The 16348-nt window shown below is 32.9% G+C and carries 16 protein-coding genes; 9 read left to right on the forward strand and 7 right to left on the reverse strand.

Annotated elements, in window-relative coordinates; all coding sequences use genetic code 11:
• The first annotated feature begins 6 nt into the window (after positions 1-6).
• From cysS to ACOQOS_RS08430, 8 genes are all read left to right on the forward strand, one after another.
• Complete coding sequence (gene cysS, locus ACOQOS_RS08395) at positions 7-1491, forward strand: cysteine--tRNA ligase (protein WP_420574523.1); 1485 nt, start codon at positions 7-9, stop codon at positions 1489-1491.
• A gap of 18 nt (positions 1492-1509) precedes the next feature.
• Complete coding sequence (locus ACOQOS_RS08400; protein ID WP_420574524.1) at positions 1510-2178, forward strand: hypothetical protein; 669 nt, start codon at positions 1510-1512, stop codon at positions 2176-2178.
• A gap of 26 nt (positions 2179-2204) precedes the next feature.
• On the forward strand, positions 2205-2444 hold the full coding sequence (gene yidD, locus ACOQOS_RS08405) for a membrane protein insertion efficiency factor YidD (protein ID WP_420575139.1): 240 nt from the start codon (positions 2205-2207) through the stop codon (positions 2442-2444).
• 75 nt (positions 2445-2519) lie between these two features.
• Positions 2520-3380: a prolipoprotein diacylglyceryl transferase gene (gene lgt, locus ACOQOS_RS08410; RefSeq protein WP_420574525.1), complete on the forward strand. Its 861-nt coding sequence runs from the start codon at positions 2520-2522 to the stop codon at positions 3378-3380.
• Entirely contained in the window at positions 3380-3859 is a 480-nt protein-coding gene (locus ACOQOS_RS08415) for a DUF192 domain-containing protein (RefSeq protein WP_420574526.1), read from the forward strand. Before lgt ends, ACOQOS_RS08415 begins: the two co-directional genes overlap by 1 nt.
• Before the next feature lie 274 nt (positions 3860-4133).
• Positions 4134-4379: a hypothetical protein gene (locus tag ACOQOS_RS08420; RefSeq protein WP_420574527.1), complete on the forward strand. Its 246-nt coding sequence runs from the start codon at positions 4134-4136 to the stop codon at positions 4377-4379.
• A gap of 109 nt (positions 4380-4488) precedes the next feature.
• Positions 4489-4704: a hypothetical protein gene (locus tag ACOQOS_RS08425; protein WP_420574528.1), complete on the forward strand. Its 216-nt coding sequence runs from the start codon at positions 4489-4491 to the stop codon at positions 4702-4704.
• 143 nt (positions 4705-4847) lie between these two features.
• Entirely contained in the window at positions 4848-5006 is a 159-nt protein-coding gene (locus ACOQOS_RS08430; protein WP_420574529.1) for a hypothetical protein, read from the forward strand.
• 87 nt (positions 5007-5093) lie between these two features.
• Here the strand turns inward: ACOQOS_RS08430 and secDF are convergent, their stop codons facing one another.
• From secDF to ACOQOS_RS08460, 6 genes are all read right to left on the reverse strand, one after another.
• Entirely contained in the window at positions 5094-8135 is a 3042-nt protein-coding gene (gene secDF / locus ACOQOS_RS08435; protein ID WP_420574530.1) for a protein translocase subunit SecDF, read from the reverse strand.
• Between the two features lie 210 nt (positions 8136-8345).
• A complete protein-coding gene (locus ACOQOS_RS08440; RefSeq protein WP_420574531.1) occupies positions 8346-8978 on the reverse strand; it encodes a hypothetical protein in 633 nt (210 codons plus the stop codon).
• Between the two features lie 194 nt (positions 8979-9172).
• Positions 9173-10072 (reverse strand): SecDF P1 head subdomain-containing protein, encoded by a 900-nt coding sequence (locus ACOQOS_RS08445; RefSeq protein WP_420574532.1) that lies wholly within the window; start codon positions 10070-10072, stop codon positions 9173-9175.
• A gap of 159 nt (positions 10073-10231) precedes the next feature.
• Positions 10232-10882, reverse strand: coding sequence for a DUF4412 domain-containing protein (locus tag ACOQOS_RS08450; protein ID WP_420574533.1), 651 nt, complete (start codon positions 10880-10882; stop codon positions 10232-10234).
• A 123-nt stretch (positions 10883-11005) separates the two neighbouring features.
• Positions 11006-11932, reverse strand: a complete 927-nt coding sequence (mdh, locus tag ACOQOS_RS08455; RefSeq protein ID WP_420574534.1) for a malate dehydrogenase — start codon at positions 11930-11932, stop codon at positions 11006-11008.
• 97 nt (positions 11933-12029) lie between these two features.
• Entirely contained in the window at positions 12030-13076 is a 1047-nt protein-coding gene (locus ACOQOS_RS08460; protein WP_420574535.1) for a DUF6588 family protein, read from the reverse strand.
• A 182-nt stretch (positions 13077-13258) separates the two neighbouring features.
• Between ACOQOS_RS08460 and ACOQOS_RS08465 the strand changes: the two genes are divergently transcribed.
• A complete protein-coding gene (locus ACOQOS_RS08465; protein ID WP_420574536.1) occupies positions 13259-13999 on the forward strand; it encodes a T9SS type A sorting domain-containing protein in 741 nt (246 codons plus the stop codon).
• 85 nt (positions 14000-14084) lie between these two features.
• Here the strand turns inward: ACOQOS_RS08465 and gyrB are convergent, their stop codons facing one another.
• Complete coding sequence (gyrB, locus tag ACOQOS_RS08470) at positions 14085-16022, reverse strand: DNA topoisomerase (ATP-hydrolyzing) subunit B (protein WP_420574537.1); 1938 nt, start codon at positions 16020-16022, stop codon at positions 14085-14087.
• Between the last annotated feature and the right edge of the window lie 326 nt (positions 16023-16348).

Here is a 16348-nt window from a genome sequence, read left to right on the forward strand (position 1 = left end):
ATTACCATGAAATTATATCAAGAACAAGAACTTAAAATATACAATTCTCTTACAAACCAAAAAGAAGTATTCAAACCTATAAATGAAGGTCATGTTGGAATGTATGTTTGCGGTCCTACAGTATATAGCAATGTACATTTAGGAAACGTACGAACGTTCATGTCTTTTGATATGATTTTTAGGTATTTAAAGCATTTAGGATATAAAGTACGTTATGTACGAAATATTACCGATGTCGGACATTTAGAAAATGATGCAGAAGAAGGTGAAGATAAGATTTCAAAGAAAGCGCGTTTGGAAGAATTAGAACCAATGGAAATTGTACAACGTTACACTATTGATTTCCATGATATTCTACAAAAATTCAATTTTTTACCACCAAGCATTGAACCAACTGCAACTGGACATATTATCGAGCAGATGGAAATTGTAAAAGAAATCATCACAAATGGATATGGATACGAAGTAAATGGCTCTGTATATTTTGACGTACATAAATTCAACGAAAAGAATAACTATGGAGCGTTAAGCAAGCGCAATCTAGATGATTTGGTTCATAACTCACGTGACTTAGATGGACAAAGTGATAAAAAGAATCCGCAAGATTTTGCACTTTGGAAAAAAGCTGAAGATACTCATATTATGCGCTGGCCTTCTCCTTGGAGTGAAGGTTTCCCAGGCTGGCATTTAGAGTGTACTGCCATGAGTACAAAATACTTAGGCAAACGATTTGATATTCATGGTGGCGGAATGGACTTAAAGTTCCCTCATCACGAATCTGAAATTGCTCAAAATGAAGCTTGTTGCGGAACTTCTCCCGTTAATTATTGGATGCATGCCAATATGCTGACAATGAATAGTAAAAAGATGTCAAAATCGACAGGAAACAACATTCTTCCCGGCGAAATTTTTACAGGAAATAACCCTAATATATCTAAAGGATTCGCGCCAAGTGTCGCTCGTTTCTTCATGATGCAAGCACACTATAGAAGCATTCTAGATTTTAGTAATGATGCTTTATTGGCTTCTGAGAAAGGATTCAATAAATTAATGGAAGCTATTAAAACATTAGATAACTTAAAACCTGTTGGTGATAAGACTACTTTTAACTTAGCTGTTTGGAAACGTAATTGCTACAATGCTTTAAATGATGATTTTAATACTCCTATTTTAATAGCAGATTTGTTTGAAGCTGTAAAATATATCAATCAAATAAAAGATGGTAAAGCCACTATTTTAGCAGAAAGTTTAGCAGAATTGAAAGCAGCTATGCATGCATTTGTCTTTGAAATTTTAGGACTCGAACAACAAAGTGGTTCTAATGATGATAGCAATGCACTTTCAGGCGTTGTAGAATTGTTGATTAATTTGAGAAATGAAGCCAGAGCAAATAAAGATTTTGCTACATCCGATAAGATTCGTGATGAATTATTAGCTTTAGGAATTCAGTTGAAAGATGGAAAAGACGGTACTTCTTTTTCTGTTGTTTAATAAATAAAAACACATTTCATGAGTGGCATTGGTATCATAGCATTAATTATTGGCGGAATTATTATTTTGGTTAATATTTTTATCCAGTTTGCAAATCTGTCTAAAATCATACAATACACGTTTGCTACCAATTCACTCGGCGATTATTGGAAATATTTTTTCAAAGGAAACTTTAGTGGTCGTGCATTAATTTCGTCACTCATTGGTACTGTAATTGCTCTTATGATTTTTTTCGTTATTGCACCTTTTGTGCTGTATCGAAAATATGTATTGAAAAACGATGCTCAGAGTCAACTAAAAGCTGGATTAAGACTGGATTATGCCGAATCATACCCTCATATTCATAAAGAAGGTTATTTTAAGACAAATATTGATTTTTTAAATATAAAAGATATCAATGTAGACATTACAGGAAATATCCGAGTGGATCTTGTAATGATTATGGCTAAAATTTCTGAATTCTGTGAAGCCAATGACAAAAAAGTAAATCTTGAAGTCATGCAGCAAGTAAAATTAAGCAACAAATCACTAGCTACCGTACCAGTGATGATGACTTTAAACGATCGTGAATATCCTTTATACATTCTATATACTGACGAACATATAGAAAAATACAAAAACGTAAAAAAACTATTGTTTCAAAGCAATTATAGGGACACTATTTATTTTTCAACAGAAAAAATATAACTTTATTCATTCTTAAGTAAAAAGCTATCAAAAAAATACTTATATATCCGTTTTTACTAATTATCCGTTTTTACCAAGCGGCAATTTCTCCATATACACCAGCAGCATGTCGTTATACGCCTACTTGCTCTCATTACACTGCCGAGGCATTGAAAAAACACGGTTTATATCACGGTGGAAAATTAGCTATTAAACGTATTTTTAGCTGTCATCCTTTTGGTGGTAGTGGCCATGATCCTGTGCCAGACGAACTCCCAAAAAAATAACATTCCTTTACCATTCGCATCCTTTGATTTTCGTTTGGTTTGCCTATATTTACATTTTACAAAATCACACCAAATATGCATCTATTAAGTATCAATTGGAATCCTAGCGAAGTATTAGTGAGTTTAGGTCCCGTTCAAATTAGGTATTACAGCTTAATGTTTATCATAGCATTTAGTTTGGGATACTATATCATGAAAAAGATCTACAATCATGAAGGTATCGACTTAAAATACTTAGATTCTCTATTTATGTATACCGTAATTGCTACGTTACTTGGTGCACGTTTAGGAGAAGTATTCTTTTATAATTGGCCATATTACCAAGATCACTTAGTTGAAATTTTACTACCAATTAAAGAAGATCCAAATGCTACATTATTAGGATTTATTGACGGTTATAAATTTACTGGATTTGCAGGTTTGGCAAGTCATGGAGCTGCCATCGGAATTATTACAGCTATGTATTTATATAGACGTAAATACAAATACAAAACGTTGCTTTGGATTTTAGATAGAGTTGTAATTCCAGTAGCTATTGGAGGTGTTTTTGTTCGTTTAGGAAACTTCTTTAACTCTGAGATCGTTGGAAAATACACAAACTCTGATTTCGGAGTTGTATTCCAAGGAAGAGGTGATACGTTACCGCGTCATCCTGCTCAATTATATGAAGCAATCTGCTATGTTTTTGTATTCGCCATTTTATGGTATGTATACTGGAAAACTGACAAGAAAGATAAACACGGATACATCTTTGGACTGTTCTTAGTACTTTTATGGACTGTAAGATTCTTTGTAGAATTTGTAAAGAAAGCACAGGTAGAAGCGCGTGAAGAATGGCTATTACTTACTGGACAATGGTTAAGTATTCCTTTCATAATCGCTGGTTTATACTTTATGTTCAGAGAAACGAATAACAGCAATACCACAACTGCCTAATGAAAAAGATTGTTCTTTTATTTTTTTTCGCTGTGGCGATGGTTTCCTGTGGCGATTCTGATCAGAATAAAAAAGTAAAAACTGCTGAAATTAAGTTTACAAAAGAAGGTGAATTAACACTTTCTAAAGCTAATGGAGATGACATCATCACCTTAAATGTAGAATTTGCTGAAACTGCTTACGAACGTGAAACTGGACTCATGCATCGTACTTCTATGAAAGACAATGAAGGAATGCTTTTTATATTTTCATCTTCGTTACCAAGAAGTTTTTACATGAAGAATACTTATCTTCCTTTAGATATTATCTATATTGGTGCTGATAAAAAAATTGTAAGCTTTCAAGAAAACGCAAAACCCTTAGATGAAACTGGCTTACCTTCTGAAGTTCCTGCTATGTACGTTCTTGAAGTAAATGCTGGATTAGCCGAAAAATGGTTGTTAGAAATTGGAGATACCGTTACATTTGTAAAACATTAAATGAGCAAAGTAACACTCTTAAAAATAACACAATTAGTTTTTGGGACTATTACATCACTTGGATTGCTATACGGTAGTTTAGTCATATCACTACTCATTGAGCACTTTTCACCTTTCATTATTATTTTATTCGCAATACCTGCCAGTATTATTTATTTCATGATGAAACGGAAATACGCTTTATTTACTACTGGATTAATTATAGGTATTTTAGGATTTTTTACTTTTATTTTTGTACTATTTCAAGATATAAAACTTCATTAAAATAAACAGTTTGAAAATTGCACGTATTCTTTTCGGCATCATACTATCATTTGCCATTCCGTTTTTAGGATTACTAATTACCTCAAAAATAGACAACGTTAATGCTGTTATACTTACACTCTTCGCAACACCTATTTTAGCAATATATCTTAAATGGTTTTCTAAATATAAATTTATAGGACTTGGCATGCTTATCGGATTACTTCCTGTGGCTTTGATTGTATATATTTTTTCCCAACTAAGCAGAATGCACTGATAATATTGAAGTATATCGTCGTAATATATAAATCACGATTAGCTTCTTTATGATCTTATAAGTTGTTTTTATAGTTTCGTTTCAAGTTTAATTTAATCAAAACTACATCATGAAAAAGCAAGAATTAAAAGCATTGAGTTTAAATAAAATATCAATTTCTAGTTTTGCATCTAGTAGAATTGTCGGTGGAGAACCTACAACAAATAACACTAATATTACATGTGAAATTCCTAGTCTTTGTGGGTCTTTCGACTTGTGTGATGCTACGATCAATTCAAAAAATACAATCTGCGCTACGAGACCACCAGCTTGTGGAGCCAAATAACACTCAAAATACATATAGTTAACAGAAAGTCATCATTTTTATAGTGATGACTTTTTCGTTCAAAAAAAAGATTATAAGGTATTCCCGTAACTGTTTCATAACTAGTCTTATTAATTTTAATTATTAACTAAAATTATTTAATTATGAAAACTAAGAACTTGAAAAACTTATCATTGAAGAAAACATCTATCTCTCATTTGACTTCAAAGAGACTTACTGGTGGAGCACCAACTACACACAAGACAAATATCACTTGCGGTGGTATTTGCGACAAATCAGTAATTATTTGTGACGAGCAATAATTTGATAGAAGTGTATCTCAATAAAAAACGCCACTCAATTGAGTGGCGTTTTTGTATATCTGTAAATTGAATTATATCATATAATGATTATGCTTCAACTTCTTCTTGTAATCCTTTGTTTATATCACCTTTTTTGATAGTATCAAACATAATTGGAGTTGCAATAAACATAGATGAGTACGTACCTACAATTACACCAACTATTAAGGCAAACATGAATCCTCGGATAGATTCTCCACCGAAAATAAAGATTGCTAATAATACTACCAATGTAGTTAATGATGTATTCAATGTTCTACTTAATGTACTGTTTAATGCTGAGTTCACAACTTTACTTAGTTTCCAATCTGGACGTTCATCCATAAACTCACGAATTCTATCAAATACAACCACGGTATCATTCAAAGAGTATCCAATTACGGTTAAGATTGCCGCAATGAACGCTTGATTGATTTCCATTGTAAATGGCACATATTTCCAAGCTAATGAGAAGATTCCTAATACGATTAATACATCGTGGAATACTGCCGCAACTGCTCCAAGAGAGAATTGCCATCTTCTGAATCGTAATAAAATGTATAAGAATACAACTACTAACGATCCTAATACTGCCCAGAATGAATCTTTCTTGATATCATCGGCAATGGTTGGTCCAACCTTTACAGATTGCATTACACCAACTTGCTTATCTTCTGCTCCATCAACAAATCTTTCATACGTCATATTCGCTGGTAAGTACTTTTTCACTCCTTCGAATAACATATTCTTGATTTCTTCATCTACTGCAGTACCTGTTTCGTCTACTTTAAATTTCGTTGTGATTTTCAACTGATTGTCTTCTCCAAATGTTTTTACTTCTGGCGAATTTTCACTTCCAAAAATAGCCGTCAAGTCATTTTTCACATCTTGAGGATTTACAGTGTTTTCAAAACGAACTTGGTACGAACGTCCTCCAACGAAATCAACTCCTTGGTTTAATTGGTTTCCAAAAATGATAGAACCTAAACCAATAGCAATTACAAGTCCTGAGATACCATATGCAATTTTACGTTTTCTTAAGAACTCTACATTCATGTTTCTGAATAAGTTCTTTGTAGCTCCTGTAGAGAAATCTAAGTTGTTTCCTTTAGCGACATACCAGTCAATTAATAATCTTGTAATGAAGATTGCTGTAAATAATGATGTTGCAATACCAATTAATAACGTAGTTGCGAAACCTTTAATTGGTCCTGTTCCGAATAAGAATAAGATTAAGGCTGTTAAACCAGTTGTAATGTTGGCATCAAAGATAGAAGACATAGCTCCTTTCCAGCTAAATGCATGCGTAATCGATTCTTGTAATGATCTTCCTTTTGCTAATTCTTCACGAACTCTTTCAAACAGAAGTACATTCGCATCCACTGACATACCAATTGTCAATACGATACCTGCAATACCTGGTAATGTTAATACAGCTCCTAAGTTAGCTAATACACCAAATATTAATAAGATGTTGAATGCTAAAGCGACATCAGCAAAAAGACCTGCTCTACCATAATAGAAAATCATCCAAATTAATACTAATCCTAATGCAATTAAGAACGACATTAAACCACTGTCAATTGCTTCTTGTCCTAATGATGGTCCTACTACTTCTGACTGTAAGATATCTGCAGTAGCTGGTAATTTACCTGCTCTTAATACGTTTGCTAAATCTTGCGCTTCTTCAATAGTAAATTGTCCTGAAATTTCAGTGTTACCTCCAGAAATTTTTCCTCTCGATACACCTGGTGCTGAATATACAATGTTATCTAAAACAACAGCAATATTTACTCTTTCGTTGTAAACTTCTTCAGTTAATTTCTCCCATTGCTTTGCTCCAATACCATTCATCTGCATATTTACACTTGGCTTACTGTATTGATCATATCCTTGTGCTGCTCCATCAATTACATCACCTTTCATTTGAGGCTCCGCTTCTTTTCCTTTTCGCTTTCCGTCTAAAGCGTATAATTCATATCTGTTATCTGCTGTTGGTTCTTTACCAAAAGCAAATCTTACATAACGTAATTCTGCTGGTATTACTTCTTTTAAGATATCATTTGAAAGCAACTTCATTACCGCTGCTTTATCTTCTTCTTTTGCTGTACCAATAACTCCTCCACCAGCATTTACAAGTCTAAGCTTATCTAATAAAGGATTTATTACTTGTAATGAATCTTCTTCTGTAGAAGTTAATAATGCATCTTGATCTGCATCTTCTTCACCTTCTTCTTTCTTAGCTTCTTCTTTAGCAAATTCTGGAAGCTCTTTTAGCTTTTGATTTGCTGTTAATAAGTAAGGAGCAATTTTTGAATTGTTATTGTATGTTTTCCAGAATTGAAGTTCTGCAGTTCTTTGTAATAACTTTTCAATACGAATTACATCTTTCGCTCCAGGCAATTCAATTAAGATACGTCCTGAAGTTCCTAAACGCTGAATGTTTGGTTGTGTAACTCCAAATTGGTCAATACGCTTGTTTAATACTTCTCTTGCAGAGATAATTGATTGATCAATTTTTCTTCTAATTACATTCTTTACAACATCATCTGGCGTATTGAATGTTTGTTCTTTAAATTCTTCTTGCAATGCTGCCGTGAAGAAAATATCTGTATCCGCTAGTTTTAAATCTGCTGGCTTTAATTCATCAAAAGCTCTAAAGAAAGATTCTACATAATCTTCTTGCGCATTAGCTTGTAATACATCTGCTCTTTCTAAAGCTTTATTGAACGTCTCATTTTTTGTATTGTTAGCCAATCCTCTTAAGATGTCCTTTACAGAGATTTGAAGAATTACGTTGATTCCACCTTTAAGGTCAAGTCCTTTGTTTAATTCTTTTTCTTTTGCTTCGCTGTATGTAAACTTTGCGAACCCAAAGTTAATTGGTTCATTTCTATCAATAGAGTCTAAGTATTGCTTCTCTACAGCGCTTCTTTTTTCTGAATTTTCTTTTGTGTCAATTTCACCTGCTGCAGGTTTTGGCACTTGTGAAACCGCATAGGTTTTGGCTTCATTTTCAATTTTATTCGTGATAAATGTAAATGATAATTGATAAATACTTACCAATCCGAATAAAAGTGCAAATAATTTTACTAATCCTTTGTTTTGCATTATTCAATGTTTTTTGGTCAAATTTTTTAAAACGAGCAAATATATAATTTACCGTATGATCTGACAATTTATTTTGTGTGTGATTTGATTGTGATTGTTAACGCCTTTCTATTCACTAAAAAAGACATTATTTTTCATGTGATGCTTCTACCCTTTGTAAAATGCTACATGATTACACGATAAGATGATGCTTTTCAAAAGTTTAAAAACTTATGAATGCATTCCAGCAAAAGGTCCTGCGCGAACATCAGGAATTTCGTATGAAATATTTTCTTTTGGAATTGCTGTATAACTTGATTCAGTATACGCTAATTCTATAGTAGTTTTAAAGTCTCCAGAAATAAATGAATTTGTATTGGCAAACGAATTCGGATTTGGAGATTTATCGTAATCTTTTTGTAAGGCTAGAATAAATTTTCCTTGTAGTGCTGTATACGGATTGACAGTTGTTTGAAGTTCATAAACGTCAATTTTATAACCATCTACCTCAGCGTATTCTTCAAATACAATTGTTTTTCCGTCTACTGGTATTTCACCTGATTCAGTATCAGAAGTTATTCCTTCTGCTTGCAAAAACTCTTTGATTGCTGTGACATTTTCATTGCTATAGTATGCAATTTTTAATGTCCCTTCAGCTTGTTGACGTACTTGAATGTTTTCAACACCTAAGGCTTTTAGTTGTTCCTTGATGGCTTGAATAACCTCTTCAGTTTGCTCTGAAAGTGTTGTATTCTTAGCAAATTGAAGTTCTATTTCTTGATTTGGTGCAGGTGTTTGCTCCTTGTAGAAACCAAGAAGTGTTAGAAGAATTATTAAAGCACTAAGATACTTTTTTGCAAACATGCGCCAAATATAGAAATTAAAGACTACAAAAACGTAGTCTTTTGATAATTAATTTCACTTCATTTTTGATATTTAAGTACTAAGAGACTCACTTAGTTATGCATATATGACTTTATTATTTCTGTATGATACGCTTTTACTTAATCAATTGATTTTAATATTCTGAATATTAATATGTTAAAACAAAACAGATACTATTTTTCGTTATTGCTTTCTTCCGCAAACATCATTTTGGTAATTTTTACTTTTGGAATGGTTCCTGAACCAATGATTGCAGCTATTTCTTCTGCTTCTTCTTTTGAAAAAGCTCCTGAAATTTGAGTTTTCCCTCCAACAATTTTTCCAGTAGTAACAGATGGTGCACTATAAATAAAATCATCGAGAGTAATTGCAATAAAACCTCTATCATGATATACTTTTTCGGTAAGTCGCTCCCAAGTCAATGCGCCTTCTTTATTCATTTCTAAATTTATCACAAACATACCTTGTATCTGACCATAATCAGCAGCAGCATGTACGATAGAGTTACCATCAAGTGGCGCTTTGTTTTCAGAAGTTACATATACAGCATATAGTGCAAACTCATTTTCTTTATGTGATCTTCCCAATAAGAATTTAATTCTTCTTTTTAATTCAGGAATATATTCAGGTTCTTTTTCTAATAGTGGCTTTAAATGTTCTTCATCTTCCACATCTATAGTCGCGATAGCCGAATCGGTTCGATGATTTAGTCTCATCACCGACAAAAAACCAGTAAGATAGTCTGCTACTACTTTATTTACATCTTCTTCAAGACCAACCATCAACGTATCATTTTTCTTTGCTTCATCTTCTTTTAGAAGATACTCAATCACTATTTCTCGGTCTGTTACAACTTCAAAAAACTCCAATTTACCTGTAACGGCAAAATTTCTTTTAAGCGTTTCTGGTTCAATAGTCTGCTGATAACTGAACATAACTTTCTGCCCTTCTTCTTTTAGCACTTCAATATTTTTTGCTCCAGTAGAAACCAAACGATTCTTGAGTTTTGCAATAGCTTCTTTTTTTTGACCTCTGTTTAAATTTGTTTCTTCTATCTCAAATTCAACAATCATTTTAGGCCCAGTTTCAAGCTTAGTACATGAGGATAGAAAAAATACACATCCAATTAAGCTAGCTATTAAATAGTTACGTACTGCCATAGTTATCTTTATTTGTAAAAAAACAAAGACTACAACTATATGCGTAGTCTTTGCTATATATTTGATTATTTATTATTCTTTCATGTTTTTGTAACCCTCTGGTGGATTCAAACTGAATAAATCACTAGAAACTTCTTCTTTATCAATTTTAGTTACTTCTGATACAACTGATACTTCTGCACCCATTTGATTCATTTTTATCACCATATACAAAGGAAAACCTTTTATTTTATCTCCGAAGGCTGAAGTTTGTTGCGAAGGAATATCAATAGCTTCAGTAGTATACATTTCCATCTCTACTTTAGAACCATTTTTGTCAATAGTCGCTTTGTATAATGTACATTCATAGCCTAAAACCATTTTAGTTTTGTCTAATTTCTCTAGTTTTATTTGATCTTGATCTTCTTTTTTTATAAAGTTTTTTTCAAGTACATACATTTTACCCAATTCAGGGCTGTCCATCAACATTAACATTGCATTTTTTTCAACATCTATAATTGTAACGATATCACCTGTCATTGAATTGGACATTTCCGATCTTGAGCTTTTATCCTTAAAGAATGTTACAGATTCCATTTGTCCCATTATATCAAACTGAGCTTGCACTTGCTCATTGTCCGTAGACATTGTTTGTTTCATAGTGATTTTTCCTTCTTTTAATTTTTCTTGCGCAAAAATCATTGTGCTGAATGCTAATGCTACTAATAGAGCTATTTTTTTCATATTTATATTTTTATATTAGATGATAGATGAATATTATATTTTTTAAATATGTTACAGATTAAACTAAAAATCCTCATGATGTACTATCATGAGGATTTTATATGTATTATTGATATTGAAATCTTATAATTCCAATAATCCGTTTGTTTTCTTAACACCTTCTGCACTTTCTGATAAATGTGCTTTTTCAGCATCGCTTAAGTTGATTTCAACTATGTTTTCGATTCCATTTTTTCCTAAGATTACAGGAACTCCAATACATAAATCACTTAATCCATATTCTCCGTCAAGTAAAGCAGAACAAGGATACATTTTCTTTTGATCGCAAGCAATAGCCTGAACTAATCCAGAAACTGCAGCTCCTGGTGCATACCAAGCAGATGTTCCTAATAATTTCGTAAGTGTAGCTCCACCAACTTTCGTTGCTTGTTTTACTTCTTCTAAACGCTCTTCTGATAAGAATTCAGAAACTTTTACACTGTTACGTGTTGCATGCGCTGTTAAAGGAACCATTCCTTTATCACTGTGTCCGCCAATTACCATTCCATCAACATCAGAGATTGGTGCTTCAAGAGCTTCTGCTAATCTGTATTTGAAACGAGCGCTATCTAAAGCTCCACCCATTCCAATAATTCTGTTCTTAGGCAATCCTGTTGTTTTATGAACTAAGTATGTCATTGTATCCATTGGATTACTTACAACAATAATGATTGTGTTCGGAGAATGCTCGATTAAGCTTGCAGAAACTGATTTTACAATTCCAGCGTTGATTCCGATTAACTCTTCACGAGTCATTCCTGGCTTACGAGGAATTCCTGAAGTAATTACACAAATATCACTTCCAGCTGTTTTTGAATAATCACTTGTACTTCCTGTAATTTTTGTATCAAATCCATTTAGAGAAGCTGTTTGCATTAAATCCATAGCTTTTCCTTCTGCAAATCCTTCTTTGATGTCTACTAGAACTACTTCTGAAGCAAAATTTTTGATTGCGATATATTCTGCGCAACTAGCTCCAACGGCTCCTGCTCCTACAACTGTAACTTTCATATTTTTATGTTTTTTTGATGTATTGTTTTAAAGCTGCAAAGGTCACATTTTTTATACTGAAAAACAATGTTATTTTAAATTATTTACACCAAAGATGTTATCGAATACTGATCGCAAGACCAGCACTTAACGTATTGAATTTCTGAAAGGTGTAGTCGCCAAAGATTTTTATAGGACCTAAATTCAATCGTGCTCCTAATGTTGTACGAATTCCGTTTGCTTCAAAATCGAGATTCACTGGATTTGAAATCGTTTCTGTAATTGTTGATACTGTATTTCCATTGCTATCTTGAACATCATAGCTTAGGTTGTAATCACCTTTTATGTCTATTTCTGATTTTCCTTGATTATATCCAAAACCACCGTATAAAGTTATGATTTTAAAATCTAGAGAACCTAATGCCTGAATTGTCCATGCATTCATTGTAAAGTCTGCTTCTCCGTTTCTAATAGCTACATTATCAGAGAAGCTATCGTCATTGATAGCATAAGTGGCGTTGAGTCGAGTAAATGCTGCTAAGACAGATACACTAAGTGGCAACTTATCTATTGGACCTAAATATTGCGTAATATCATGTTGCAAACCAACTCCAATAAGACTTGCTTTTACATCATCATCAAAACTAAGTTTAGGCACATATCTTAATTTTACATCTGTATTTGTAGGCAATCCGACTCCTACTTGAATCATTGGTGCTGGCACTGCATTTATAGGAAAATCTTCTGTAATTCCGCCTGGCATCTCAAAGCTTCCTACTTTAAATGTATTGGTTCCATCAATTGGAATCCGAACATCAATTGTAGTTTCTGTATTGTTTTCACTCATTACAGTTGGCAATGATGTTTCTCCATTAGCAGTGACTAAAAATTCATAATCAGATGGATTGAATGTAAAGTTTTTACTCGCATTAGGTACAAAACTTGCACTTGCAGATATCGTTATATCAAATCCGAATTTTTTGTGCGTTTTTGCTGTAGAATACCAACCTCCATTTATGCTATACAATAATCCTTTCATAAGCGGATTCATGTAGTTCTCGGTAAGTTTACTAGCATCATCTCCTGCTAATAATAAACTTTCTAATTCTTGGGATTGAATTGTTGATGCACATAGCAATACAACTAGGGTCATTAATTTTTTCATGATTATTTATGTAGGTTAATTTAGTATGTTAAAAGTAATAAAAACATATACTAAACACTACAGGAAATTAACCCTTTTTTATTTTTTCTATGGAAGTAATGAAGTTGTATATCTAACGAACAGATAATAACCATCTTACAGCATAATATTTTTTCCTTATCTTTATGTAAATACTTTACCACATGAAAAAAATTATACTACCAATATGTGTATTTATTTGCTGTTCTTTTGGATTTTCACAGGAGGATTTAATCGCAGATGGAAATATATGGACATTGCATTACATGGTCATTGATGGAAATACTATTAATGTCACACAACCACATCCTAGCAATCCTCAATATCATCCAGGTATTGAATTTTTAGAGTCATCACCGAATTATTACGAATTTTATGCAAACGCAGGAGATATTAATGTTGCTTTTAATACTTCAGTATCACTTTCTTTTACACCAACCACATTTACTGCAGAGAATCCTGGTGTTACTTTGGGATCATGCTCAACAAATTGCACACTAGAAATGCAATATTTGAGTACGATAATAATGGGAAATTCGAGTCCTCCAAGAGTTTTTACTTATGAAATTATTGATGAAGGTAATGGCAATAAAACATTGATTATTGATACACCTGAAGGAAATAAAGCTGTACATGGAAACTATATTCTTTCACTACAAAAGTTCAGCAAGAAAGAGATTGTTATGTATCCAAATCCTGTAAAAAAGAAATTACATTTTGACGCTAAAGGCTTTTCAATAGAAAAGATGAATGTGCTTTCTTTGGTAGGTTCAAGTATTTTTGAAACAAAAATTTCTACTCAAGAAAATTCTTTGGATTTATCATTTTTATCTCCTGGAATCTATTTTATTAAAACTACATATAAAGACGGAGATACTTCTATTTCTCGATTTATTAAGGAATAATTTCTTTTCGAAATTATAATTTTATAAAACAAAAAAATGCCTCAAATGTGAGGCATTTTTTTTAAAACATATAGTGAGATTTAGTTTATGCATCAATATTTGCATACACTGCGTTCTTTTCAATAAATTCTCTACGTGGCGGTACTTCGTCTCCCATTAACATTGAGAATACTCGATCTGCTTCTCCTCCATTATCAATCATTACTTGACGTAATGTTCTAAATTCTGGATTCATAGTTGTATCCCACAATTGCTCAGCATTCATCTCTCCAAGACCCTTGTATCGTTGAATGTTTGCTCCTTGTCCAAATTCATCTATGATTGCATCACGTTCTTGATCGTTCCAAGCATATCTACGTTTTGCTCCTTTTTTCACTAAGTACAATGGTGGTGCAGCAATATAAATATGTCCATTTTCAATCAATTCTTTCATGTAACGGAAGAAGAATGTTAAGATTAATGTCGCAATATGTGATCCATCGACATCGGCATCACACATGATTACAATTTTATGATATCTTAATTTTGAAAGATTTAATGCTTTGCTATCTTCTTCTGTTCCAATGGTAACACCTAAAGCTGTGAAAATGTTTTTGATTTCTTCATTTTCAAATACTTTGTGTTGCATGGCTTTTTCTACATTCAAGATTTTACCACGCAATGGCAATATAGCTTGAAACATACGATCACGTCCTTGTTTTGCAGTTCCACCCGCCGAATCTCCCTCGACAAGGAATACTTCACATTTTGCAGGATCTTGCTCAGAACAATCACTTAGTTTTCCAGGTAAACCTCCAATACTCATTACCGTTTTACGCTGTACCATTTCACGTGCTTTTTGTGCAGCATGACGTGCTTGTGCAGCTAATATTACTTTTTGCACAATGGTTTTAGCATCGTCTGGATGTTCTTCTAGGTAATCTGTCAACATTTCAGAAACTGCTTGACTTACAGATGCAGATACTTCACGGTTTCCTAGTTTTGTTTTTGTTTGTCCTTCAAATTGCGGTTCTGCAACTTTTACAGATATAATTGCCGTTAGTCCTTCACGGAAATCATCACCGGAAACATCAAATTTTACTTTGTCAAGCATTCCTGATGTTTCCGCATATTTTTTAAGTGTATGCGTTAAACCTCTTCTAAAACCTGATAAGTGTGTTCCTCCTTCGTGAGTGTTAATGTTGTTTACGTATGAGTGTAAGTTTTCAGAATATGAAGTGTTGTACGTCATCGCAACTTCCACAGGAATTCCATTTTTCTCACCTTCAAAAGCAACGACATCTTCTATAATTTGCTCACGGTTTCCATCAAGGTATTTGATAAATTCTTTTAGTCCTTCATCAGAATGAAAAACCTCACCAACATATTCTCCTTTTTCATCTTTGTTACGCTTGTCTATTAATGAAATTGTAATTCCTTTATTCAGGTATGACAATTCACGCATACGGTTTGCAAGCGTTTCGTAGTTGTATTCTAAAGTTTGTGTAAAGATAGTAGCATCTGGCTTAAACGTAACTGCCGTTCCTCTTTTATCAGAATCTCCTATAGCTTTTACAGGATATAATGGTTTTCCGCGTTCGTATTCTTGCTCCCAAATTTTTCCATCTCTATATACAGTGGCTCTTAAGTGATCTGACAATGCATTCACACAACTTACACCAACTCCGTGTAATCCACCAGATACTTTATAAGAATCTTTATCAAATTTTCCACCGGCACCAATTTTTGTCATTACAACTTCTAGTGCAGAAACACCTTCTTTTTCGTGAATTCCTACTGGAATACCACGTCCATTATCTTCTGTTGTAATAGAGTTATCTTCATTGATAATTACACTAATGGTGTCACAATGACCTGCCAATGCTTCATCAATAGAGTTATCGACAACTTCATATACCAAGTGGTGCAAACCTCTTACTCCTACATCTCCAATATACATGGAGGGACGCATACGTACATGCTCCATTCCTTCTAATGCCTGTATACTGGATGCGGAATATTGATTTTTGTTTTCTTCGCTCATAAATATTCTACTTAATTTTTATAGTTTTAGAATCGCGTTTCGCGTTCTAGTTCATGCTGTTGTTAAACAAACAAATATAACATTTCATAAATTCATTTTTAAACACTTTTAAGCAGCTTTTAAAATAGTTATTAACATTTATGCATTTTACAGAAACTTTCTTAGAATGGCTTAAAACAGCTTTTAGGGCATTTTTAAAGTTATTTTTTCTTAGCGTCTGATCAAAAAATAAGAAAATTGAACAGGCGCAATGTATGCACCTTAATTTTTTAGTATAAAACTCTTACTTTGGATCTTTTTTGTAAAGAAAAAACGCTTATTAACAC

This window comes from Kordia sp., from assembly GCF_965224175.1.
Classification (GTDB): Bacteria; Bacteroidota; Bacteroidia; order Flavobacteriales; family Flavobacteriaceae; genus Kordia.

Bases quoted from the DNA above. Each gene is read 5' to 3' on its own strand.
- cysS (WP_420574523.1), top strand. From the start codon at position 7: ATGAAATTATATCAAGAACAAGAACTTAAAATATACAATTCTCTTACA.
- ACOQOS_RS08400 (WP_420574524.1), top strand. From the start codon at position 1,510: ATGAGTGGCATTGGTATCATAGCATTAATTATTGGCGGAATTATTATT.
- lgt (WP_420574525.1), top strand. From the start codon at position 2,520: ATGCATCTATTAAGTATCAATTGGAATCCTAGCGAAGTATTAGTGAGT.
- ACOQOS_RS08415 (WP_420574526.1), top strand. From the start codon at position 3,380: ATGAAAAAGATTGTTCTTTTATTTTTTTTCGCTGTGGCGATGGTTTCC.
- ACOQOS_RS08425 (WP_420574528.1), top strand. From the start codon at position 4,489: ATGAAAAAGCAAGAATTAAAAGCATTGAGTTTAAATAAAATATCAATT.
- ACOQOS_RS08430 (WP_420574529.1), top strand. From the start codon at position 4,848: ATGAAAACTAAGAACTTGAAAAACTTATCATTGAAGAAAACATCTATC.
- secDF (WP_420574530.1), bottom strand. From the start codon at position 8,135: ATGCAAAACAAAGGATTAGTAAAATTATTTGCACTTTTATTCGGATTG.
- ACOQOS_RS08440 (WP_420574531.1), bottom strand. From the start codon at position 8,978: ATGTTTGCAAAAAAGTATCTTAGTGCTTTAATAATTCTTCTAACACTT.
- ACOQOS_RS08445 (WP_420574532.1), bottom strand. From the start codon at position 10,072: ATGATTGTTGAATTTGAGATAGAAGAAACAAATTTAAACAGAGGTCAA.
- ACOQOS_RS08450 (WP_420574533.1), bottom strand. From the start codon at position 10,882: ATGAAAAAAATAGCTCTATTAGTAGCATTAGCATTCAGCACAATGATT.
- mdh (WP_420574534.1), bottom strand. From the start codon at position 11,932: ATGAAAGTTACAGTTGTAGGAGCAGGAGCCGTTGGAGCTAGTTGCGCA.
- ACOQOS_RS08460 (WP_420574535.1), bottom strand. From the start codon at position 13,076: ATGAAAAAATTAATGACCCTAGTTGTATTGCTATGTGCATCAACAATT.
- ACOQOS_RS08465 (WP_420574536.1), top strand. From the start codon at position 13,259: ATGAAAAAAATTATACTACCAATATGTGTATTTATTTGCTGTTCTTTT.
- gyrB (WP_420574537.1), bottom strand. From the start codon at position 16,022: ATGAGCGAAGAAAACAAAAATCAATATTCCGCATCCAGTATACAGGCA.